The sequence below is a fragment of the Streptomyces sp. NPDC058195 genome, assembly GCF_042883525.1.
Taxonomy (GTDB): domain Bacteria; phylum Actinomycetota; class Actinomycetes; order Streptomycetales; family Streptomycetaceae; genus Streptomyces.
The window spans coordinates 94,196-116,614 of record NZ_JBHVVM010000012.1; the positions used below are offsets into that span (position 1 = coordinate 94,196).

20 protein-coding genes and 2 pseudogenes are annotated in these 22,419 nt (G+C 71.9%); 21 read left to right on the plus strand and 1 reads right to left on the minus strand.

Annotation, left to right across the window (positions count from 1 at the left end; all coding sequences use genetic code 11):
* Positions 1 to 59 precede the first annotated feature (59 nt).
* The 6 genes from ACFVWY_RS17235 (at position 60) to ftsH (ending at position 9,940) form a co-directional block, all read left to right on the plus strand.
* A complete protein-coding gene (locus tag ACFVWY_RS17235) occupies positions 60 to 1,532 on the plus strand; it encodes a hypothetical protein (RefSeq protein WP_389872657.1) in 1,473 nt (490 codons plus the stop codon).
* A 318-nt stretch (positions 1,533 to 1,850) separates the two neighbouring features.
* Positions 1,851 to 3,206 (plus strand): ammonium transporter, encoded by a 1,356-nt coding sequence (locus ACFVWY_RS17240; RefSeq protein ID WP_389872660.1) that lies wholly within the window; start codon positions 1,851 to 1,853, stop codon positions 3,204 to 3,206.
* Complete coding sequence (locus ACFVWY_RS17245) at positions 3,203 to 3,541, plus strand: P-II family nitrogen regulator (protein WP_389872662.1); 339 nt, start codon at positions 3,203 to 3,205, stop codon at positions 3,539 to 3,541. The genes ACFVWY_RS17240 and ACFVWY_RS17245 overlap by 4 nt, the downstream gene beginning before the upstream one ends.
* A gap of 51 nt (positions 3,542 to 3,592) precedes the next feature.
* Positions 3,593 to 6,148 (plus strand): [protein-PII] uridylyltransferase, encoded by a 2,556-nt coding sequence (locus tag ACFVWY_RS17250; RefSeq protein WP_389872664.1) that lies wholly within the window; start codon positions 3,593 to 3,595, stop codon positions 6,146 to 6,148.
* A gap of 118 nt (positions 6,149 to 6,266) precedes the next feature.
* Positions 6,267 to 7,814: a signal recognition particle protein gene (gene ffh / locus ACFVWY_RS17255; protein ID WP_389872666.1), complete on the plus strand. Its 1,548-nt coding sequence runs from the start codon at positions 6,267 to 6,269 to the stop codon at positions 7,812 to 7,814.
* A gap of 212 nt (positions 7,815 to 8,026) precedes the next feature.
* Entirely contained in the window at positions 8,027 to 9,940 is a 1,914-nt protein-coding gene (ftsH, locus tag ACFVWY_RS17260) for an ATP-dependent zinc metalloprotease FtsH (protein WP_389872668.1), read from the plus strand.
* A 33-nt stretch (positions 9,941 to 9,973) separates the two neighbouring features.
* Here ftsH and ACFVWY_RS17265 read toward each other — a convergent pair.
* Positions 9,974 to 10,607, minus strand: a pseudogene (locus ACFVWY_RS17265) (class I SAM-dependent methyltransferase).
* 647 nt (positions 10,608 to 11,254) lie between these two features.
* Here ACFVWY_RS17265 and ACFVWY_RS17270 point away from each other — a divergent pair.
* The 15 genes and pseudogenes from ACFVWY_RS17270 to ACFVWY_RS17340 all read left to right on the plus strand — a co-directional run bounded on the left by ACFVWY_RS17270 (position 11,255) and on the right by ACFVWY_RS17340 (position 22,411).
* Positions 11,255 to 11,848, plus strand: coding sequence for a hypothetical protein (locus ACFVWY_RS17270; protein WP_376686228.1), 594 nt, complete (start codon positions 11,255 to 11,257; stop codon positions 11,846 to 11,848).
* A 157-nt stretch (positions 11,849 to 12,005) separates the two neighbouring features.
* Positions 12,006 to 12,443, plus strand: a complete 438-nt coding sequence (gene rpsP / locus ACFVWY_RS17275; protein ID WP_389872670.1) for a 30S ribosomal protein S16 — start codon at positions 12,006 to 12,008, stop codon at positions 12,441 to 12,443.
* A gap of 2 nt (positions 12,444 to 12,445) precedes the next feature.
* Positions 12,446 to 12,685 (plus strand): RNA-binding protein, encoded by a 240-nt coding sequence (locus ACFVWY_RS17280; protein ID WP_005311361.1) that lies wholly within the window; start codon positions 12,446 to 12,448, stop codon positions 12,683 to 12,685.
* A 79-nt stretch (positions 12,686 to 12,764) separates the two neighbouring features.
* Entirely contained in the window at positions 12,765 to 13,358 is a 594-nt protein-coding gene (gene rimM, locus ACFVWY_RS17285) for a ribosome maturation factor RimM (RefSeq protein WP_389872672.1), read from the plus strand.
* Positions 13,358 to 14,179, plus strand: a complete 822-nt coding sequence (gene trmD / locus ACFVWY_RS17290) for a tRNA (guanosine(37)-N1)-methyltransferase TrmD (RefSeq protein ID WP_389872674.1) — start codon at positions 13,358 to 13,360, stop codon at positions 14,177 to 14,179. Before rimM ends, trmD begins: the two co-directional genes overlap by 1 nt.
* A 161-nt stretch (positions 14,180 to 14,340) precedes the next feature.
* Positions 14,341 to 14,691 carry a 50S ribosomal protein L19 gene (gene rplS, locus ACFVWY_RS17295; protein ID WP_389872676.1) on the plus strand — a complete coding sequence of 117 codons (351 nt, stop codon included), beginning with the start codon at positions 14,341 to 14,343 and terminating at the stop codon, positions 14,689 to 14,691.
* A 45-nt stretch (positions 14,692 to 14,736) separates the two neighbouring features.
* A complete protein-coding gene (lepB, locus tag ACFVWY_RS17300) occupies positions 14,737 to 15,474 on the plus strand; it encodes a signal peptidase I (RefSeq protein WP_389872679.1) in 738 nt (245 codons plus the stop codon).
* Positions 15,467 to 16,528: pseudogene (gene lepB / locus ACFVWY_RS17305) on the plus strand (signal peptidase I). Before lepB (ACFVWY_RS17300) ends, lepB (ACFVWY_RS17305) begins: the two are co-directional and overlap by 8 nt.
* The gene (gene lepB, locus ACFVWY_RS17310; protein WP_389872901.1) at positions 16,428 to 17,345 is read left to right on the plus strand and encodes a signal peptidase I; all 918 of its coding nucleotides are present in this window, start codon (positions 16,428 to 16,430) and stop codon (positions 17,343 to 17,345) included. The pseudogene lepB (ACFVWY_RS17305) and the gene lepB (ACFVWY_RS17310) overlap by 101 nt, the downstream one beginning before the upstream one ends.
* A 339-nt stretch (positions 17,346 to 17,684) precedes the next feature.
* Positions 17,685 to 18,638, plus strand: a complete 954-nt coding sequence (gene lepB, locus ACFVWY_RS17315) for a signal peptidase I (protein WP_389872903.1) — start codon at positions 17,685 to 17,687, stop codon at positions 18,636 to 18,638.
* Positions 18,639 to 18,696: 58 nt separating this feature from the next.
* Complete coding sequence (lepB, locus tag ACFVWY_RS17320) at positions 18,697 to 19,446, plus strand: signal peptidase I (RefSeq protein ID WP_389872682.1); 750 nt, start codon at positions 18,697 to 18,699, stop codon at positions 19,444 to 19,446.
* Positions 19,436 to 19,924 carry an NUDIX hydrolase gene (locus tag ACFVWY_RS17325; RefSeq protein WP_389872684.1) on the plus strand — a complete coding sequence of 163 codons (489 nt, stop codon included), beginning with the start codon at positions 19,436 to 19,438 and terminating at the stop codon, positions 19,922 to 19,924. Before lepB (ACFVWY_RS17320) ends, ACFVWY_RS17325 begins: the two co-directional genes overlap by 11 nt.
* Before the next feature lie 64 nt (positions 19,925 to 19,988).
* Positions 19,989 to 20,297 carry a DUF2469 domain-containing protein gene (locus ACFVWY_RS17330; protein WP_003965949.1) on the plus strand — a complete coding sequence of 103 codons (309 nt, stop codon included), beginning with the start codon at positions 19,989 to 19,991 and terminating at the stop codon, positions 20,295 to 20,297.
* A 127-nt stretch (positions 20,298 to 20,424) separates the two neighbouring features.
* Positions 20,425 to 20,784 carry a YraN family protein gene (locus tag ACFVWY_RS17335; protein ID WP_389872687.1) on the plus strand — a complete coding sequence of 120 codons (360 nt, stop codon included), beginning with the start codon at positions 20,425 to 20,427 and terminating at the stop codon, positions 20,782 to 20,784.
* A gap of 1 nt (position 20,785) precedes the next feature.
* Entirely contained in the window at positions 20,786 to 22,411 is a 1,626-nt protein-coding gene (locus ACFVWY_RS17340) for a YifB family Mg chelatase-like AAA ATPase (protein ID WP_389872688.1), read from the plus strand.
* The last annotated feature ends 8 nt before the right edge of the window (positions 22,412 to 22,419 follow it).

The window sequence follows — 22,419 nt, forward strand, 5'->3', positions numbered from 1 at the left end:
ATCGGGGCTTTCTGGTAGTGGTTCGCGCGACAGGTATTCAGCGGGATGGGGGCGTTCCAGTGAGTGGCAGCGGCGCAGGCGGTTCGAATGCCGGAAAGCGCCCCAACGCGCAACTGAGTTCGTGGTTCGTGCGCAGCGGCTGGTCCAAGGGCGAGCTGGCCCGCCAGGTCAACCGCCGGGCACGCCAGATGGGCGCCCACCACATCAGCACCGATACCTCCCGGGTGCGGCGCTGGCTCGACGGGGAGCAGCCGCGCGAGCCGATCCCGCGCATTCTCTCCGAGCTCTTCTCGGAGCGTTTCGGCTCCGTCGTCGCCGTCGAGGACCTGGGGCTGCGCTCCGCGCACCGGTCGCCCTCGGTCGCCGGTGTCGACCTGCCCTGGGCGGGCCCGCAGACCGTCGCCCTGCTCAGCGAGTTCTCCCGCAGCGACCTGATGCTCGCCCGGCGCGGGTTCCTGGGCTCCTCGCTCACCCTGGCCGCCGGGCCCACGCTGATCGAGCCCATGCAGCGCTGGCTGGTGCCCGTCTCCGCCCCCGTCCCCGCCGAGCCGGAGCCGGCGCCGTCCCACCGCCCGTCCCGGCTCTCCGGCCCCGAGCTCGATCTGCTGGAGTCCACCACCGCGATGTTCCGCCAGTGGGACGCGCAGTGCGGCGGCGGGCTGCGCCGCAAGGCCGTCGTCGGACAGCTCCACGAGGTCACCGACCTGCTCCAGGAACAGCAGCCGGAGGCCACCGCCAAGCGGCTCTTCCGGTGCGCCGCGGAGCTGGCCGAGCTGGCGGGCTGGATGAGCTACGACGTGGGCCTCCAGCCCACTGCCCAGAAGTACTTCGTGCTCGCGCTCCACGCCTCCAAGGAGGCCGGTGACAAGCCGCTGGGCTCGTACATCCTCTCCAGCATGAGCCGCCAGATGATCCACCTCGGGCGGCCCGAGGACGCCCTCGAACTGATCCACCTCGCGCAGTACGGCAGCCGGGACTGCGCCACCCCGCGTACCCAGGCCATGCTGTATGCGATGGAGGCACGCGCGTACGCCAACATGGGCCAGCCCAGCAAGTGCAGGCGGGCCGTCCGGATGGCCGAGGACACCTTCCTCGACGTCGGCCTCGACGGTGAACCCGAGCCCGACTGGATCCGCTTCTTCTCGGAGGCCGAGCTCAACGGGGAGAACTCCCACTCCTACCGGGACCTCGCCTATGTGGCGGGCCGCAGTCCGACGTACGCCTCGCTCGCCGAACCCCTGATGGAGAAGGCCGTCCAGCTCTTCGGCGAGGACGAGGAGCATCAGCGGTCGTACGCGCTCAATCTGATCGGTCTGGCCACCGTCCACCTCCTCAAGCGTGAGCCCGAGCAGTCCACCGTCCTGGCCGAGCGGGCCCTTCGGGTCGCCCGGAAGGTCCGCTCCGAGCGGGTCAACACCCGCCTGCGCAAGACCGTCGACACCGCCGCCCGGGACTTCGGGGACATCCCCGAGGTCGCCAGACTCACCGACCTCCTCACCGAACAGCTGCCGGAGACCGCGGAAGCGGTCTGAACGGCACCCCCGACCCCGGCCACGTCGGCCACCCCGTACCGACCGACTTCGGCTCCCCCCATTGCCAGGTCAGCGGGTGGCCGACGTGGCCGGTTCGCGTCTCCGTACCCCTCGGGGCTCCTGTCAACTGCCGGTTCATGACCGCGTAACACACCGGACCTCTTCGTCACCGCCGCGAAACACCGGGCGGCATCGGTGGAAACCGCGCTGGGCGAATCTCGTGGCCATCAACCACCCCGCCCCCTTCCCCAGTGGTCCCGCACGTGGTGCCTCTCCCCACCGCCCGCACGCGGCCGCTTCGACGACGAGGAGACGCCGATGCCCCCAGGCATCACGACGCTTGCCGCGGACACTCCCGCCCTGTCCGCCGCCAACACCGGGTTCATGCTGATCTGCTCCGCCCTGGTGATGCTCATGACCCCCGCCCTGGCCTTCTTCTACGGCGGAATGGTCCGGGTCAAGAGCACCCTCAACATGCTGATGATGAGCTTCATCAGCCTCGGGATCGTCACGGTCCTGTGGGTGCTGTACGGATTCGGCCTCGCCTTCGGCACCGACATCGGCTCCGTCGTCGGCTGGAGCTCCGACTACCTCGGGCTCAGCGGCATCGGCGTCACCCAGCTCTGGGACGGCTACACCATCCCGGTCTACGTCTTCGCCGTCTTCCAGCTGATGTTCGCCGTACTCACCCCGGCCCTGATCAGCGGAGCCCTCGCCGACCGGGTGAAATTCACCTCCTGGGCCCTGTTCATCACGCTCTGGGTCACCGTCGTGTACTTCCCGGTCGCGCACTGGGTCTGGGGCGCGGGCGGCTGGCTGTACGAGAAGGGCGTGATCGACTTCGCGGGCGGAACGGCCGTCCACATCAACGCGGGGGCCGCGGCGCTCGGCGTCATCCTGGTCATCGGCAAGCGCGCCGGCTTCAGGAAGGACCCGATGCGCCCGCACAGCCTCCCTCTCGTCATGCTCGGGGCCGGACTGCTCTGGTTCGGCTGGTTCGGCTTCAACGCCGGGTCCTGGCTCGGCAACGACGACGGCGTCGGCGCGGTGATGTTCGTCAACACCCAGGTCGCCACCGGCGCCGCGATGCTCGCCTGGCTCGGCTACGAAAAGCTCCGCCACGGCTCCTTCACCACCCTCGGCGCGGCCTCCGGGGCGGTCGCCGGACTCGTCGCGATCACCCCGTCCGGCGGCGCGGTCAGCCCGCTCGGCGCGATCGCGGTCGGTGCGATCGCCGGGGTGCTCTGCGCCATGGCCGTCGGCCTGAAGTACCGGTTCGGCTACGACGACTCGCTGGACGTGGTCGGTGTCCACCTGGTCGGCGGCATCGCGGGCTCCCTGCTCGTCGGCCTCTTCGCCACCGGCGGCGTCCAGTCCGAGGCCAGGGGCCTGTTCTACGGGGGCGGCCTCGGCCAGCTCGGCAAGCAGACCGTCGGCGTCCTCGCCGTCCTCGCGTACTCCCTGGCCGTCTCCGCGGCCCTGGCCTTCCTGCTGGACCGGACGGTCGGCATGAGGGTCACCGAGGACGACGAGGTCTCCGGCATCGACCGGACCGAACACGCCGAGACCGCGTACGACTTCAGCGGAGCGGGAGGCGGCGGCAGCGCCCCGCGCGCCACGGAGTCCGCCCCCGGCACCACGGCAGCAGCGAAGACGAAGAAGGTGGACGCATGAAACTCATCACCGCGGTCGTGAAGCCCCACCGGCTCGACGAGATCAAGGAAGCCCTCCAGGCCTTCGGCGTCCAGGGCCTCACGGTCACCGAGGCAAGCGGATACGGCCGCCAGCGCGGCCACACCGAGGTCTACCGGGGCGCCGAGTACACCGTCGACCTCGTCCCCAAGATCCGCGTCGAGGTCCTGGTCGAGGACGCGGACGCCGAACAGCTCATCGACGTCGTCGTGCGGGCCGCCCGCACCGGAAAGATCGGCGACGGCAAGGTCTGGAGCGTGCCGGTCGACACCGCGGTCCGGGTCCGCACGGGCGAACGCGGCCCGGACGCCCTCTGACCGCCCCCCCGATCGGCCGCGGCCGATTCCCCCGAGACGAAGGGCAGCCGGGTGACGAACACCGGTACGACCACCGGACCGACGGCCCCGGAGCCCGGCGGGTACCCGGCGGCCCGGCTGCGCCTCCTCCAGGGGACGGCGCAGGCCGGGCCACCGCGCCGCGCCGCCCTCGCCGCCCTCACCGACGACTGGCTCACCGGCCTGTTCGCCGCCGCCACCGCACGGACCGGCGTCCACGGCGCCCTCGTCGCCGTCGGCGGCTACGGACGCGGCGAGCTCTCCCCGCGCAGCGACCTCGACCTGCTGCTCCTGCACGACGGCACGGCCGCGCCCGCCGCCGTCGCCGCCCTCGCCGACCACCTCTGGTACCCGGTCTGGGACCTGGGCATCGCCCTCGACCACTCCGTCCGCACCCCCGCCGAAGCCCGCCGGGCGGCCGGGGCCGACCTCAGGGTCCAGCTCGGGCTGCTCGACGCCCGGCCCGTCGCCGGGGACACCGCGCTCGTCGCCGCGCTGCGCACCGCGGTCCTCGCCGACTGGCGCGACCAGGCGCCCGGACGGCTGCCCGCCCTCGACGCGCTCTGCCGCGAACGCGCCGAACGCCGGGGCGAACTGCGCTTCCTCCTCGAACCCGACCTCAAGGAGGCCCACGGAGGGCTGAGGGACGCCACCGTGCTGCGCGCCGTCGCCGCCTCCTGGATCGCCGATGCCCCCCGCGAGGGCCTCGGCGCCGCGCGCCGCGTCCTGCTCGACGCCCGCGACGCCCTCCACCTCACCACCGGCCGCGCCACCGACCGGCTCGCCCTCCAGGAACAGGACCAGGTCGCCGCCGCACTCGGCCTGCCCGGCGCGGACGCCCTGCTCCGCCAGGTCTACGGGGCCGCCCGCACCGTCTCGTACGCCGCCGACGTCACCTGGCGCGAGGTCGGCAGGGTGCTGCGCGCACGGTCCGCGCGGCCCCGGCCCCGGCCGCGCACCGTGCCGGGCGGCGGCCGGGCCTTCGGCGCGCCCCGTACCCCGCTCGCCGAGGGTGTCGTCGAGGCCGACGGCGAGGCGGTCCTCGCCCGCACCGCACGCCCCGGGCACGATCCGGTGCTCCCGCTGCGCGCCGCCGCGGCGGCCGCCCAGTCCGGCCTGCCGCTCTCCCGCCACGCCGTACGCGCACTCGCCGCCGCCGGGCCGCCGCTGCCGGTGCCCTGGCCCGCGGAGGCCCGCGAGCAGCTCGTCACCCTGCTCGGCGCGGGCGCGGCCACCGTCGGGGCCTGGGAGGCGCTGGAGGCCGAAGGGCTGATCACCCGGTATCTCCCGGCCTGGGAGCACGTTCACTGCCGTCCCCAGCGCAACCCCGTCCACACCTGGACCGTCGACCGCCATCTCGTCGAGACCGCCGTACGCGCCTCGGCCCTCACCCGCCGCGTCCACCGCCCCGACCTCCTTCTGGTCGCGGCCCTCCTCCACGACATCGGCAAGGGACGGCCCGGCCCCGGCGGCCACGCCGTGACCGGCGCGGCCATCGCCCGGGACACGGCCGCCCGGATCGGCTTCGACCGGCACGACGCGGACCTCGTCGCCACCCTCGTCCGCCACCACCTGCTCCTCATCGAGACCGCCACCCGGCGCGACCTGGACGACCCGGCGACCGTCCGGCTCGTCGCCGACGCGGTCGGCAGCCCCGTGACCCTGGAGCTGCTGCACGCGCTCACCGAGGCCGACGCCCTCGCCACCGGGCCCGCCGCCTGGTCCGCCTGGCGCGCCGCGCTCGTCGCCGACCTGGTGGGACGCGTCGCCGCCGTGCTCGCAGGGCGCGTCCCAAAGGAACCGGAACCGGCCGCTCCCAGCGCCGGACAGGAACGCCTCGCGCGTGAGGCCCTGCGCACCGGCGGCCCGGTCCTCACCCTGCGCCCCGGCCCCGGATCGGCCGAGGCTTCGCGCCCCGGCCCCGGACCGGCCGAGGCTCCGCGCACCCGTACCGAACCCGCCGACGCTTCGCGCACCCGTACCGAACCCGGCGGGCCGGACGGCGGTCCGGAGCCCGTCGGCGTCGAGCTCCACATCGCGCTGCCCGACCGGCCCGGGGTGCTGCCCGCGGCGGCGGGCGTCCTGGCCCTGCACCGTCTCACCGTGCGCTCCGCCGAACTGCGCGCCGTGGAACTCCCCGCCGGGCCGGACGGCCCCGCGGACGTGCTGCTGCTCAGCTGGCGGGTGGCGGCCGCGTACGGTCCGCTGCCGCGGGCCGACCGGCTCCGCGCCGATCTGGTCCGCGCGCTGGACGGGGCCCTGGACATCCCGGCCCGGCTCGCCGAACACGAGGCCGCCGCACGGCGCCGCCGCGGCCTCCAGGCCCCGCCGCCCAGGGTGACCGTCGCGAAGGCCGGTTCCCGGCGGGCGACGGTGATCGAAGTGCGCGCCCAGGACGCCCCGGGCCTGCTGCACCGGATCGGCCGGGCGCTGGAGGGACACGGGGTACGGGTGCGCAGCGCGCATGTGTCGACCCTGGGCGCCAACGCGGTCGACGCCTTCTACGTCACCGGCCCGGACGGCAGGCCGCTGCCCGGGGAACGGGCGCGCGAAGTGGCCGGTGCGGTGGAGGCCGCGCTGCGGGCCTGAGAACGCCGCGGCGGGCCCGCGCCGGGAATTCCCGGGCAGGGGGCGTCGTTCCTGCCGGGCCGGATACCCTGGGGTACCGAATCCACTTTGCCCCCGACCCTGAGGACCGACGAGCGCCGTGTTCGATACTCTCTCCGACCGCCTTGCCGCGACTTTCAAGAACCTCAGGGGCAAGGGCCGCTTGTCCGAGGCGGACATCGACGCCACGGCTCGCGAGATCCGTATCGCCCTGCTCGAAGCGGACGTCGCGCTCCCGGTCGTCCGCGCCTTCATCGCCAGCGTCAAGGAGCGGGCGCGCGGCGTCGAGGTCTCCCAGGCGCTGAACCCCGCGCAGCAGGTCGTCAAGATCGTCAACGAGGAGCTCGTGGGCATCCTCGGCGGCGAGACCCGGCGGCTGCGGTTCGCCAAGACCCCGCCCACCGTGATCATGCTCGCCGGTCTCCAGGGTGCCGGCAAGACCACCCTCGCCGGAAAGCTCGGCTTCTGGCTGAAGGGCCAGGGCCACTCCCCGCTGCTGGTCGCCTGTGACCTCCAGCGCCCCAACGCCGTCAACCAGCTCAGCGTCGTCGCCGACCGTGCCGGTGTCGCGGTGTACGCCCCCGAGCCGGGCAACGGTGTGGGCGACCCGGTCCAGGTCGCCAAGGACTCCATCGAGTACGCGCGGTCCAAGCAGTACGACGTGGTGGTCGTCGACACCGCCGGCCGTCTCGGCATCGACCAGGAGCTGATGCAGCAGGCCGCGGACATCCGCGACGCCGTCAGCCCGGACGAGATCCTCTTCGTCGTCGACGCGATGATCGGCCAGGACGCGGTCAACACCGCGGAGGCCTTCCGCGACGGCGTCGGCTTCGACGGCGTGGTGCTCTCCAAGCTCGACGGCGACGCCCGTGGTGGCGCGGCCCTGTCGATCGCCCATGTCACGGGCAAGCAGATCATGTTCGCGTCGAACGGTGAGAAGCTCGAGGACTTCGACGCCTTCCACCCCGACCGCATGGCGTCCCGCATCCTCGACATGGGTGACCTGCTCACCCTGATCGAGCAGGCGGAGAAGACCTTCAGCCAGGAAGAGGCCGCCAAAATGGCCTCCAAGCTGGCGTCCAGCAAGGGCAAGGACTTCACGCTCGACGACTTCCTGGCCCAGATGGAGCAGGTCAGGAAGATGGGCTCGATCTCCAAGCTGCTCGGCATGCTGCCCGGCATGGGGCAGATCAAGGATCAGATCAACAACATCGACGAGCGCGACGTCGACCGCACCGCCGCGATCATCAAGTCGATGACCCCGAAGGAGCGCTCCGAGCCGACGATCATCAACGGCTCGCGCCGCGCCCGTATCGCCAAGGGCTCCGGCGTCGACGTCAGCGCTGTGAAGAACCTGATCGAGCGGTTCCTCGACGCGCGCAAGATGATGTCGAAGATGGCTCAGGGCGGCGGCATGCCGGGGATGCCCGGGATGCCGGGCATGGGCGGCGGCCCCGGCCGTCAGAAGAAGCAGGTCAAGCAGGCCAAGGGCAAGCGCAAGAGCGGCAACCCGATGAAGCGCAAGGCCGAGGAGCAGGCCGAGGCGGCCCGCCGGGCGCAGGCGGCGCAGGGCGGCGCCCTCGGACTGCCCGCGCAGGACGACAAGAACTTCGAGCTCCCGGACGAGTTCAAGAAGTTCATGGGCTGAACCGGCCCGTGTCCACCGGGCCGATGACGGCCCGCTGACGTCCCGAGGGGGCGCCCGCCACCACGGCGGGCGCCCCCTCGGCGCGTACCAGCCGCCGCGGAGGGCCCGCGGTCCGCGCGTCCCTCCAAGGGCCCATCGGACCGCTCCTGGGAGGGCTCTGTGCGTATTCCTCACTTAATGTCGCATCAGTGGCCGTCGGCAGAGGAGCGCGCGTGACCAACCCCGTACCTCCCCGCGACCGGACCGATCAGCCCTGGCGCTCCGAGGGAGCCCCGCCGCCCCCACAGCCCGGCCGGAAGATGCCGGGCGGCTGGAGCGGGCTGCTGCTGACCGCGCTCGCCGTCTACCTGGTCGCCAACCTGGTGCTCTCCTTCTTCAACGGGGAGGAGGAGCGGACCATCGCGTACACCGAGTTCAGCAAGCAGGTCACCTCGGGCAACGTCGAGAAGATCTACTCCAAGGGCGACGCCATCGAGGGGCAGCTCAAGAAGGAGGCGAAGGTCCCGGGGAGCGACGACAAGTACACCAAGTTCGTCACCCAGCGGCCCGCCTTCGCGGACGACAACCTCTGGGCCGAACTCGTCAAGGACAACGTCACGGTCACCGCCGAGCCCGTCGTCCAGCAGCGCAGCTTCCTCGCCAACCTGCTGATCTCCCTCGCGCCCATGCTGCTGCTCATCCTGCTCTGGGTGTTCATCGCCCGGCGGATGGCCAGGGGCATGGGCGGCGGGATGGGCGGCTTCGGCCGCAAGGCCCCGCCCAGACCCGTCGAGCTGGAGGGCGCCAAGCGCACCACCTTCGAGGACGTGGCCGGGATCGACGAGGTCGAGGGCGAACTCAACGACGTCGTGGACTTCCTGAAGAACCCGCAGGCCTACCGCAGGATGGGCGCCCGCATGCCCGGCGGGGTGCTGCTGGCGGGACCGCCGGGCACCGGCAAGACCCTGCTGGCGCGGGCCGTCGCGGGCGAGGCGGGGGTGCCGTTCTTCTCGGCGTCGGCCTCCGAGTTCATCGAGATGATCGTCGGTGTCGGCGCCGGCCGGGTCCGGGAACTCTTCGCGGAAGCCCGCAAGGTCGCCCCCGCCATCGTCTTCATCGACGAGATCGACACCATCGGCCGGGCCCGGAGCGGCGGTTCCGGCATGGGCGGCCACGACGAACGCGAGCAGACGCTCAACCAGATCCTCACCGAGATGGACGGCTTCTCCGGCTCGGAGGGCGTCGTGGTGCTCGCCGCCACCAACCGCGCCGACGTGCTCGACCCGGCGCTCACCCGGCCCGGCCGCTTCGACCGGATCGTGCAGGTCAGCCCGCCGGACCGGAACGGCCGGGAGGCGATCCTGGAGATCCACACCCGGCAGATCCCGCTGGCCCCCGACGTCAACCTGGCCCAGGTGGCCGGGACGACCCCCGGGATGACCGGCGCGGACCTGGCCAACCTGGCCAACGAGGCCGCGCTGCTGGCGGTCAAGCGCCATCAGTCCGAGGTCACCCAGCCCGACTTCTCCGACGCGCTGGAGAAGGTCCAGCTCGGCGCCGAACGCTCCCTGGTCATGTCCGACGAGGAGCGCCGCCGGACCGCGTACCACGAGAGCGGCCACGCGCTGCTCGGCATGGTCCAGCCGGGTGCCGACCCGGTCCGCAAGGTCACCATCGTGCCGCGCGGCCGGGCCCTGGGGGTCACGCTCTCCACCCCGGACGCCGACAAGTACGCGTACACCGAGGAGTATCTGCGCGGCCGCATCGTCGGCGCGCTCGGCGGCATGGCGGCCGAACAGGTGGTCTTCGGCGTGATCACCACCGGCGCCGAGAGCGACCTGGAGCAGGTCACCGGCCTGGCCCGGGGCATGGTCGGCCGCTGGGGGATGAGCCAGAAGGTCGGCAGGCTGACGGCGATCCCGGGCGACGCCCAGCAGGCGTACGGCCTGTCGGCGGCCCCCGCCACCCTCGACGCGGTGGACGGCGAGATGCGGCGGATCGTCGACGAGTGCTACGAGGTGGCCTGCCGGCTGCTGCGGGAGAACCGGGACCGGCTGGACGCGCTGTCCGCCGCGCTGCTGGAGCACGAGACGCTCGACGAGGACGCGGCGTACCGGGCGGCCGGGATCACCCGGATGACCAAGTAACGGCGCCCGGACGGCACCTACGGGCGCGGGCGCTCAGACGGCGCACACGAGGTAGCGGAAGACGTTCGGCATCCACACCGTGCCGTCCCGGCGCCGGTGCGGCCGCAGTGCCCGCGCGGCCTCCCGCTCCACCCGGGCCCGGCCCGTCGCCCGTACCGCCGCGTCGAGGAGCCCGGTGCAGGTCAGTGCCCGCACCGCGCTCCCCAGATCCGGGTACGCGAACGGGCAGGACACCCGGCCCGAGCCGTTCGGGTTCAGCCCCGCCCGCACGGCCAGCTCCTCCAGGTCGTCCCGGCCGGAGAGCCGCCCCGCCACCCGCAGCACGGGGGCCGCCGCGCACCGCTCCGGCGGCCCCCAGCCGGTGAGCACCACCGTGCCGCCGCGTGAGGCCAGCCGTACCGCCGACCGCACCGAGGCCGCCAGCTCCGCGCCGTCGCCGGACGCGCCGCCGACCGGGGCGAAGGCGGTGATCAGGTCGTAAGGCACCCCGTCCGGCGGCCGTGCGAGCGCCAGCCGCTCCGGACCGCCGTCCACGCCGGTGACCCGCGCCCCCCCGCGCGGCCGCGAGCGTCAGCGCCGGGCCCGCCGCGTGGCCGAGGGAGAGCAGCCGGGTGCCGGACCCCACGTCGAGCCGTTCGTAGACCGCTTCGTACAGCGGGGTGAGCATCCGCTCCTGGATTCCGTCCCGGCCCTCGAACGGTTCCCGGTCCTGGGCCTGTCGCTGTTCCTGGTCCGGTTCGCGTGCCTGGCGCCGGTCCTGGCCACGGGTGCGGCCGAGGGGCCTGGGCCGTCGTGCGGGTGTCTCCGTACGGCTGTGGTGCCGGACGAGCGTACGTGTCATGGAAAGCGCCCCAATCCGCCGGATCTCCGGCCGTGACCGATCGGTACTCCCCGAGTACGTGCTCCCGGGCCCGCGCGTCCGCCCCGTCCGCGGCGCCCACCGCGTGCCTCGCCCCAGTCTGACCCGACACGCCTGGCCGGGCACGTCGAACGCCCGCGTCGCATCCGGCGGTTCGCGGCGCGGGCCGGTGCCGGGTCCGTACCGCACGCGCGGTATGGTCGCCCCCGGTGCCACGCGCCCACCGCTGCCCGGCCCGCCACGACGGGCCGCCCGGCCCCGGAGCCGGGCCCTCGCCCGCGCGCCCGGCGTACGCGCCGCTACGTACCACCTTGATGCGAGCTGCGCGGCTTCTCCGCAGTTCTGCGGACCCGCCCGCGTCGGGACGCATCACAGGGCAACTGACTGGTACGTGCAAATTATTTGGGATGGCCCGGAATCGGAACACCGGGGCACTCGTGCTCGTTGGTCACGACGTGAGCACGACACCACCTGTACTTGCCGCAGAGCTGGCACAGGCGTGGGCCGATATTCAGCGGTACCACCCCGAGCTGCCGGATCTGGCCGCGCCCGAGTCCCTGATCGGAGAGTCCTCGTCCGCCTGTGGCGCCGAACTCTCCTTCGAACGACTGCTGCACGAGGCAGTCCACGGCATCGCCGCCGCGCGAGGCGTCCGCGACACCTCGCGCGCAGGCCGCTACCACAACCGCAGATTCCTCGCGATCGCCGGGGAGCTGGGCCTCGACCACGCCGAGGAGCCCCACCCCAGCAGCGGCTTCTCGCTGGTCACCCTGAACCCCGAGGCCAAGCGCCGGTACCGCCCGACGATCGAGCGGCTGCAGCGCGCCCTCAAGGCGCACACGGTCGCCACCGCCGCCGACACCAAGCGTTCCTTCCGGGGGCCGGCCGCCCGGCACGGCTCCTCCGGCGGGGGTGTCCGGGTCAAGGCCGTGTGCGACTGCGGCCGCAACGTGCGGGTCGTCCCGTCGGTCCTCGCGCAGGCGCCGATCGTCTGCGGAGGCTGCGGAAAGCCCTTCCGTATCCCGGAAGCCGCGGTCGCGGTGGGGTGACCCGATGCGGTGTGGCACAATGTCTAGCTGTACTCGACAGTCGCATAGGACCCCTCTCTCCTCCGGCTGACGCGTCCATCGGGCACCCGAGTACCGCAACCCCACGTGGCATCTTCGTTGTGCCCAACCACGTCATAGACCAGGAGACACCACTTCCGTGGCAGTCAAGATCAAGCTGAAGCGTCTGGGCAAGATCCGTTCGCCTCACTACCGCATCGTCGTCGCCGACTCCCGTACCCGCCGTGACGGCCGGGCCATCGAGGAGATCGGTCTGTACCACCCGGTGCAGAACCCCTCGCGCATCGAGGTCAACTCGGAGCGTGCGCAGTACTGGCTGTCCGTCGGCGCCCAGCCGACCGAGCCGGTTCTCGCGATCCTGAAGCTCACCGGTGACTGGCAGGCCCACAAGGGTCTCCCGGCCCCCGCGCCGCTGCTGCAGCCCGCGCCGAAGGCCGACAAGCGGGCCCTCTTCGAGAGCCTGGGCGACGGCGAAGAGGCCAAGGGCGAGGCCATCACGCAGAAGGCGAAGAAGTCCGACAAGAAGGCGGACGAGGCTGCTGACGCGGCTGCGTCGGCCGAGTCGACCGAGGCCTGAGCATGCTCGAGGAGGCTCTCGAGCACCTCGTGAAGGGCATCGTCGACAACCCTGACGATGTGCAGGTCGCCTCGCGCAACCTGCGCCGTGGTCGCGTGCTGGAGGTCCGGGTTCACCCCGACGACCTCGGCAAGGTGATCGGCCGTAATGGCCGCACCGCTCGCGCGCTGCGTACCGTCGTGGGCGCCATCGGCGGCCGTGGCATCCGCGTCGACCTCGTCGACGTGGACCAGGTGCGCTGACAGAGTTGAACACCGGCACGGGCCGGGGAGGGCCTTGGGCCCGCCCCGGCCCGTCGTCGTACGACAGGAGAGACACAAGGTGCAGTTGGTAGTCGCGCGGATCGGCCGTGCCCACGGCATCAAGGGCGAGGTCACCGTCGAGGTCCGTACGGACGAGCCGGAGCTGCGGCTCGGGCCCGGGGCCGTGCTCGCCACCGAACCGGCGGGCGCCGGACCGCTGACGATCGAGACGGGCCGGGTGCACAGCGGGAGACTGCTGCTGCGCTTCGAGGGCGTGCGCGACCGTACGGCTGCCGAGGGCCTGCGCAACACGCTGCTGATCGCCGAGGTCGATCCGGCGGAGCTGCCCGAGGACCCCGAGGAGTTCTACGACCATCAGCTGATGGACCTCGACGTGGTTCTTGCCGACGGCACCGAGATCGGCCGGATCACCGAGATCACGCACCTGCCGTCGCAGGACCTCTTCATCGTCGAGCGTCCGGACGGCAGCGAGGTGATGATCCCGTTCGTCGAGGAGATCGTCACCGAGATCGACCTGGACGAGCAGCGCGCGGTGATCGATCCGCCGCCGGGTCTGATCGACGAGGGCCAGGCCGTGATCGCCTCCGCCCGGGACGAGGCGGGCAACGACGCGGACGGCGAGGCGGCCCCCGCGGAAGGGGAGGACCGCTGATGCGTCTCGACGTCGTCACGATCTTCCCGGAGTACCTGGAGCCGCTGAACGTCTCGCTGGTCGGCAAGGCCCGCGCGAGCGGCCGCCTCGACGTCCATGTGCACGACCTGCGCGCCTGGACGCACGACCGGCACAACACCGTCGACGACACCCCGTACGGCGGCGGCCCCGGCATGGTCATGAAGACCGAGCCCTGGGGCGAGGCCCTGGACGACGCATTGGCGGGCGGTTACGAGGCCGGGGCGCACTCCCCGGTGCTGGTGGTGCCCACGCCCAGCGGCCGCCCCTTCACCCAGGAACTCGCCGTCGAGCTCTCCGCGCGGCCGTGGCTGATCTTCACCCCGGCCCGCTACGAGGGCATCGACCGGCGGGTGACGGAGGAGTACGCCACCCGGATGCCGGTCGTCGAGGTGTCCATCGGCGACTACGTGCTGGCCGGAGGGGAAGCCGCGGTCCTGGTCATCACCGAGGCGGTGGCCCGGCTGCTGCCCGGAGTGCTCGGCAACGCCGAATCGCACCGGGACGACTCCTTCGCCCCCGGCGCGATGGCCAACCTGCTGGAGGGCCCCGTCTACACCAAGCCGCCCCAGTGGCGCGGCCGGTCCATCCCCGAGGTACTGCTCAGCGGCCACCACGGGAAGATCGCCCGCTGGCGGCGCGACGAGGCCTTCCGCCGGACCGCCCTCAACCGGCCCGACCTCATCGAGCGCTGCGACGCCGCGGCCTTCGACAAGAAGGACCGCGAGATGCTCTCCATCCTCGGCTGGTCGCCCGAGCCGGGCGGCCGATTTTGGCGCAGGCCCGAGGCCGTGGAAGAATAGGCCGCTGCTGTACGTCCGGCGTGCGCCCCTGCCACAGGGGGAACCCCGGCCGTCCCCGCGCGAGCGGGGAGGGGCCTGACGTCCGTCCGACGCGATCAGCACCTCCGTTCCTTCCTAGTTCCCGTCGATGACCTGTGGCATCGGCGAAGAAAGCAGACAATATGGCTTCCCTGCTCGACGACGTCAACGCCGCATCGCTGCGCAGCGACGTCCCGTCGTTCCGCCCCGGTGACACCGTCAACGTTCACGTCCGCGTGATCGAGGGCAACCGCTCCCGTATCCAGCAGTTCAAGGGCGTCGTCATCCGCCGCCAGGGCGCGGGCATCAGCGAGACCTTCACGGTCCGCAAGGTCTCCTTCAGCGTCGGCGTCGAGCGCACCTTCCCGGTGCACAGCCCGATCTTCGAGAAGATCGAGCTCGTCACCCGCGGTGACGTCCGTCGCGCCAAGCTGTACTACCTCCGTGAGCTGCGCGGCAAGGCCGCGAAGATCAAGGAGAAGCGCGACAACTGAGCTGCCTCCCAGGTCCACGGACTGGCCGGATAGGCTCTGGCCCCGATGGACACGGAAGCTGAGCTCTCGGAGCGCGACCCCTCCTCCGCACCCGCAGCGGTGCCGGAGAAGAGGTCGCGCTCCTTGCGTATTCCGGACCGGCAGGCCGGTCCGATGACCTGGCGGCGGACCGCCCTCCTCGGAGCCGTCTGCGCGGTCTTCGTACTGCTCCTGAGCAATTACGTGGTGCAGCCCTACCTGATCCCCAGCGGTTCGATGGAGCCGACGCTGAAGGTGGGGGACCGGGTGCTGGTGAACAAACTGGCGTACCGTTCCGGCACCGGACCGCACCGCGGTGACGTGGTGGTCTTCGACGGCACCGGATCGTTCGTGCAGGAGCCCCCGGAGGAGAACCCGCTCGCCGCCCTGGCGCACTCGGCGGCGGCCTCCCTGGGGCTGGCCGAGCCCGACGAGACCGACTACGTGAAGCGGGTGGTGGGCGTGGGCGGTGACCGGGTGGTCTGCTGCGACACGAAGGGCCGGATCGAGGTGAACGGCCGCCCGGTCATCGAGGACTATCTGTACCCGGGGGACATGGCCTCCCGGTCCCGCTTCGACATCGTCGTGCCCGACGGCACCCTGTGGATGATGGGCGACCACCGCAGCAATTCCCGCGACTCGCGCGACCACCTCGGGGAGCCCGGCGGGGGCATGGTCCCGGTCGACATGGTGATCGGCAGGGTGGACTGGATCGGCTGGCCTCCCAGCCGGCTGGGCTCGCTGCCGGGCGGGGGCCGTGGGTAACCGCGGCCGCGGTCGCGGAGGGGCCGGCCCGCAGGACGACGGGCCCCCGGCCGCGCGTGCGTCGCGCACCCGGGCGGAACGGCGGAAGCTGGCGCGCCGGGTCAAGTGGCGGCGCAGGGGCTCCGCCGCGCGGGAGATCCCGCTGCTCATCCTGGTGGCGTTGCTGATCGCGCTCGGACTCAAGACGTTTCTGGTGCAGGCCTTCGTGATCCCCTCGGGATCGATGGAGCAGACCATCCAGATCGGCGACCGGGTGCTGGTGGACAAGCTGACGCCCTGGTTCGGCTCCAGGCCCGAGCGCGGCGATGTCGTCGTCTTCCGTGATCCGGGGGCCTGGCTGAAGCGGGAGAACGGCACCAAGAAGGAATCGCCGGTCGTCGTGAAGCAGGTCAAGGAGGTCATGACCTTCATCGGACTGCTGCCTTCGGACGACGAGCAGGACCTGATCAAGCGGGTCGTCGGGGTCGGTGGCGACACGGTGAAGTGCTGCGGCAAGGACGGCCGGATCACCGTCAACGGCGTACCGCTCGACGAGCCCTACCTCTATCCGGGGAATCCGCCCTCCCTCATCAAATTCGAGGTAAAGGTTCCGGAGGGCCGGATCTTCGTGATGGGCGACCACCGCTCGGATTCGGCCGACTCCCGCTACCACCTGGACGATCCAGGACACGGCACGGTCTCCGAGGAGCAGGTCGTGGGGCGTGCCGCGGTGATCGCCTGGCCGATCGGCCACTGGCGAGAACTGGATGAACCGGAGACCTTCGCGCAGGTCCCGGACGCGCGCGCCGGGACCACTGCCGCGCCGGATCCGTCGCATAGTGTGGCGTCCCACGATCTCAACGGATTGGCCCCTCTCCCGACCCCTGCGGAACTCCCGCTCGTTATGGGAGTGGTGGGCCTGCACCGGCTAGGGCGCAGGCGGTGACACGGAGTAAGGAGTGGATGTGGGGGATTTGGCCGTCGGCGCACGATCCGGACACGAAGAACCCGAGGACCGGCCGAACCGTTCGGGCAACGCCGAGTCCGCCGGGGCGGCGGATCACGCGGGACATGACGGCGAGACTCCGGACGGCGGTGGCGGGTCGGTGAAGAAGCCGCGTTCCTTCTGGAAGGAGCTGCCGCTGCTCATCGTCATCGCGCTCGTCCTGGCGCTGTTGATCAAGACGTTTCTGGTGCAGGCGTTCTCGATTCCCTCGGATTCGATGCAGAACACCCTTCAGCGGGGTGACCGGGTGCTGGTGGACAAGCTGACGCCGTGGTTCGGTTCGGAGCCCGAGCGCGGCGAGGTCGTCGTCTTCCACGACCCGGGCGGCTGGCTCGACGACACCCCCGAGGTCCACCCGAACGCGATCCAGAAGGTGCTCAGCTTCATCGGCCTGATGCCGTCCGCCGAGGAGAAGGACCTGATCAAGCGGGTCATCGCGATCGGCGGCGACACGGTGGAGTGCAAGGCGAACGGCCCCGTCGTGGTCAATGGCAGGGCGCTGGACGAGAAGTCGTTCATCTTCCCCGGGAACACTCCCTGCAACGACGATCCGTTCGGCCCGATCAAGGTGCCCGAGGGCCGGATCTGGGTGATGGGCGACCACCGCCAGGACTCCCGTGACTCCCGCTACCACCAGGAACTGCCGGGCGGCGGCACGGTCTCCAACGACGAGGTCGTCGGCCGGGCCTTCGTCGTCGCGTGGCCGATCGACCGCTGGTCGACGCTGCCCATCCCGAAGACGTTCGACCAGCCGGGCCTGAACGCCGCGATGGGCGCGGCCCCGGCCGCGCTGGGTCTCGCCGGTGCCCTGCCGCTGGTGCTGTGGCGCCGCAGGCGCGTCACCCTGGCCGCCCGGCGCGCGGGGACGACTGACAGCACGCTGTGATTCCGTCGCGGCGAGTGGTGATCCGTCGCACCGTGCCGCGTTCGCGGACCGGCGGGGCTGTGCCGCTGCCCGAGTCCGCGATATGAAGGACACCGGTGCCCCGAACAGGGCACCGGGTGATACGGATGAACCGCCCTCTGGTTGTTCGGCGAGTACGCCGAACAACCGGAGGGCGGTTGTCGGTGGTGGGTGCCCGGACGTCCGGTGCCCCGCCCACGGCAGGGCGGCCGGGAACGCAGCAGCACTGCGGAACTCCCGTTCGTTGTTCGGGGCAGTGGGCCTGGACGGACAGGGCCCCGGAGCAGGCGGGGCGCAGAGTGAGGACTGGATGTGAGTGACGTGGCTGCCGGTGCACGACCTGGACATGGAGAGCCCGCGGAGAGGCCCGGCCCGACGGAGCGGCCGGAGGATCCGGACGCGTCCGTGCCCGAGCGGGCCGCGGACGGCAATGGCGCGGGGAACGGGGCCGGGGAGGGGGACGGGTCCGGAGAGGGAGACGGGTCCGGGGAGGGAGACGCGGACCGCGCGCGGACGAAGCCGCAGCGGCCGTTCTGGAAGGAGCTGCCGCTGCTCGTCGTCGTCGCGTTGGTCCTGGCGCTGTTGATCAAGACGTTTCTGGTGCAGGCGTTCTCGATTCCCTCGGATTCGATGCAGAACACCCTTCAGCGGGGTGACCGGGTGCTGGTGGACAAGCTGACGCCGTGGTTCGGTTCGGAGCCCGAGCGCGGCGAGGTCGTCGTCTTCCACGACCCGGACAACTGGCTGGCGGGCGAGCCCACCCCCGATTCGAACGTGGTGCAGGACGTACTGAGCTTCATCGGCCTGATGCCCTCGTCCAAGGAGAAGGACCTGATCAAGCGGGTCATCGCGGTCGGCGGCGACACCGTGCAGTGCGCGAAGGGCGGCCCGGTCAAGGTCAACGGGAAGGCGCTCGACGAGCCGTACATCTTCCCGGGCAACTCCGCCTGCGACGACAAGCCCTTCGGGCCGTTCACGGTGCCCGACGGCAAGATCTGGGTCATGGGTGACCACCGGCAGAACTCCTGGGACTCGCGCTACCACATCGACGACAAGACCAAGGGCTTCGTGCCCGTCGACGAGGTCGTGGGGCGGGCCGTCGTCGTGGCCTGGCCGATCAACCGCTGGTCGACGCTGCCGGTCCCGGACACCTTCGACCAGCCGGGGCTCAGCGCCGCGGCGGCCGCCGCTCCGGGCGCGCTCGGCCTGGCCGGGGCCCTGCCGCTGGTGCTGTGGCGCCGCAGGAGGCTGACCGGCGGACGTACCGCCGGGTAGGGTGCCGACTCGGGATCAGCGATCGCCGATCGCCGATCCTTGAGGCGGGGAGGCTGGGATGAGCGGCAGAGGACCTACGGGCGGCGGCCGGAGCCGGCTCGGCAGCGTGCTGTCGGGGCTGGCGGTGGCCGTCGGCTGTGTGCTCTTCCTGGGCGGGTTCGCCTGGGGGGCCGTCGTGTACAAGCCGTACACGGTACCGACCCAGTCGATGACCCCCACGGTGCACTCCGGCGACCGCGTGCTCGCGGAGCGGATCGACGGCGCAGCGGTGCGCCGCGGCGACGTGGTGGTCTTCACCGATCCGGCGTGGGGCGACATGCCGATGGTGAAGCGGGTCGTCGGGATCGGCGGCGACAAGATCGCCTGCTGCGGCAAGGACGGCCGGCTCACGGTCAACGGCAAGCCCCTGGACGAACCGTATCTGCAGAACAAGGACCGGGCCTCGGCCGAGGACTTCACGGCCCAGGTGCCCGAGGGCCAGCTCTTCCTGCTGGGCGACGACCGCACCGCCTCGCTGGACTCCCGGGTCCACCTGGAGGACGCGGGAAAGGGCTCGGTCCCCCGTGACGCGGTACAGGCCCGGGTGGACGCCATCGCCTGGCCGATGAACGGCATGGTGGAACGCCCCGAGGCCTTCGCCGGCCTTCCCGGCGGAATCTCCTCGCCCGGTCCGCTCCGGTCGCAGCTCTGGGCCGTGATCGTGGGCATGGTGCTGATCGTGGGCGGCGCCGCCTACGGGCCGGTCGAGACGCTCCTCACGCGCTCGTCGCGCGACGAACGGGAGAGGCAGCCCGCCGGTGCGCGTTGAACGGCGCAAGGTCTCCCGCGTGGTGCTCCTGGACCCCGAGGACCGGATCCTCCTGCTGCACGGCTTCGAGCCGGGTGACCCGCGGCGCAGCTGGTGGTTCACCCCCGGCGGCGGTCTGGAGGGCGACGAGACCAGGGAGCAGGCCGCGCTGCGCGAGCTCGCCGAGGAGACCGGAATCACCGGAGCCGATCTGGGGCCGGTGCTCTGGCGGCGCATGTGCTCCTTCCCGTTCGACGGCCGCCGCTGGGAGCAGGACGAGTGGTACTTCCTGGCGCGTACGGCACGGACCGAAACCGACACCAGCGGGCAGACCGGTCTGGAGCGGCGCAGCGTCGATGGGCTGAGATGGTGGACCTCCGCCGAACTGTCGGCGGCGCGTGAGACGGTGTACCCGACCAGGCTCGCCGGGCTGCTGCGCACGCTGCTCGACGAGGGTCCTCCGCGTACACCACTGGTTCTCGACCCCGAAATCGCCTAAGCGTCCTGGGGGCCCGGGGCCTGGCGCACAATGGGGGGACGCACGGCTGAAGGGGAACATGCCAATGAGTGCCGAGGACCTCGAAAAGTACGAGACCGAGATGGAGCTGAAGCTCTACCGGGAGTACCGCGACGTCGTCGGTCTGTTCAAATACGTGATCGAGACCGAGCGGCGCTTCTACCTCACCAACGACTACGAGATGCAGGTGCACTCGGTTCAGGGCGAGGTGTTCTTCGAGGTGTCGATGGCGGATGCCTGGGTCTGGGACATGTACCGGCCCGCACGGTTCGTCAAGCAGGTACGCGTGCTGACGTTCAAGGACGTCAACATCGAGGAGCTCAACAAGAGCGATCTTGAGCTTCCGGGTGGCTGAGCCCACCCCGAAGAGGGATTGATTCCCTCGTCCGGGTGGCCGGGATATCCACAGTCCCGGAGTTGTCCACCAAGATCCACAAGCCGGGCCCGAAGGCGTCAGAGTCGGTCCCGGAGGTGGTGCCGGAATGAACGCACGGGGGGCACTCGGGCGGTACGGCGAGGATCTGGCGGCACGGCTGCTGACCGAGGCCGGCATGTCCGTACTGGAACGGAACTGGCGCTGTCGCGCCGGTGAGATCGACATCGTCGCGATGGACGGCGACGCGCTCGTGCTCTGCGAGGTGAAGACCCGCAGGACGGGCGCGTTCGAGCATCCGATGGCGGCCGTCACGCCGGTGAAGGCGGAGCGGCTGCGGAGGCTGGCCGGTATCTGGCTGGACCGGCACGGCGGCTCACCACCGGGCGGGGTCCGGATCGACCTGGTCGGCGTGGTGCTGCCCAGGCGCGGGGCGCCCGTGGCGGAGCATGCCCGGGGGGTGGCCTGAGATGGGGTTCGCACGGGCCTGTTCGGTGGCGCTCGTCGGCGTCGAGGGCGTGGTGGTGGAGGTCCAGGCGGACCTGGAGGCCGGAGTGGCGGCGTTCACCCTGGTGGGACTGCCGGACAAGAGCCTGGTGGAGAGCCGGGACCGGGTCAGGGCCGCAGTGGTGAACTCGGGGGCCGAGTGGCCGCAGAAGAAGCTCACGGTGGGCCTGTCGCCCGCCTCCGTCCCCAAGAGCGGTTCGGGCTTCGACCTCGCCGTTGCCTGCGCGGTGCTGGGGGCGGCCGAGCGGATCGACCCCGCGTCCATCGCCGATGTGGTGATGATCGGTGAGCTGGGCCTCGACGGCCGGGTCAGGCCGGTGCGCGGTGTGCTCCCGGCCGTGCTGGCCGCGGCGGAGTCCGGATACCGGCAGGTCGTCGTGCCCGAGCAGACGGCGGGGGAGGCCGCGCTGGTCCCCGGGATCTCCGTCCTCGGGGTACGGAGTCTGCGGCAGCTGATCGCGGTGCTCTGCGAGGAGCCGGTCCCCGACGAACGGGAGCCGCGCGAGGAAGGGCGGCCCGACACCATGCTGGCCGGGCTGATGGTGCCGGGCGAGGGCGTCGGCACCGGGCTCGCCCACGGCGGTGGACATGGCGACGGGACTCCGCCGGATCTCGCGGACGTGGCGGGACAGCCGCTGGCCCGCAAGGCCCTTGAGGTCGCCGCGGCCGGAGGCCATCATCTGCTGCTCTCGGGGCCACCGGGCGCGGGCAAGACCATGCTGGCCGAGCGCTTGCCGGCGATCCTGCCCCCGCTGACCAAGCGGGAGTCCCTGGAGGTGACCGCGGTTCACTCGGTGGCGGGCATCCTTCCGCCGGGTGAGCCCCTGGTCGTCCGGCCGCCCTACTGCGCACCCCATCACTCGGCGACCATGCAGTCGCTGGTCGGCGGGGGCAACGGACTGCCGAAGCCCGGCGCGGTCTCGCTGGCTCACCGGGGAATCCTCTTCCTGGACGAAGCCCCCGAGTTCTCGGTACGGGCGCTGGACGCGCTGCGCCAGCCGCTGGAGTCGGGCCATGTGGTGGTGGCGCGCAGTGCCGGGGTGGTGCGGCTGCCCGCGAGGTTCCTGATGGTGCTGGCCGCCAACCCGTGCCCGTGCGGACGGCACCGCCTCGACGGGGGCGGCTGTGAATGCCCGCCCGCCACGGTCAGGCGCTATCAGGCCAGGCTCTCCGGGCCGCTGCTGGACCGGGTGGACCTGCGGGTCACCGTCGACCCGGTCCGGCGCGAGGATCTGCTGGGGCAGGGCGGCAGAGGGGAGCCGACGGCCCTGGTCGCGGCCAGGGTCCGGGAGGCCAGAGCGCGGGCCGCGAAACGGCTGGCGGGCACCGGCCGGTCGACCAACAGCGAGGTGCCGGGCCATGAGCTGCGGACCGGCTTGGCCGCGGTCCCGGGCGCGCTCCTCGAAGCGGAGCGGGACCTGGCCCGGGGCATGCTCACCGCACGGGGCCTGGACCGGGTGCTCAGGGTGGCGTGGACGGTCGCCGACCTGCGCGGGGCCGAGCGTCCCGAGGCGTCCGACGTCGCGGTGGCACTGGAACTGCGCACCGGGATTCCACGGGGAGCGCCGATCCACGTCGGGGCGTCGTGAACCGGGCA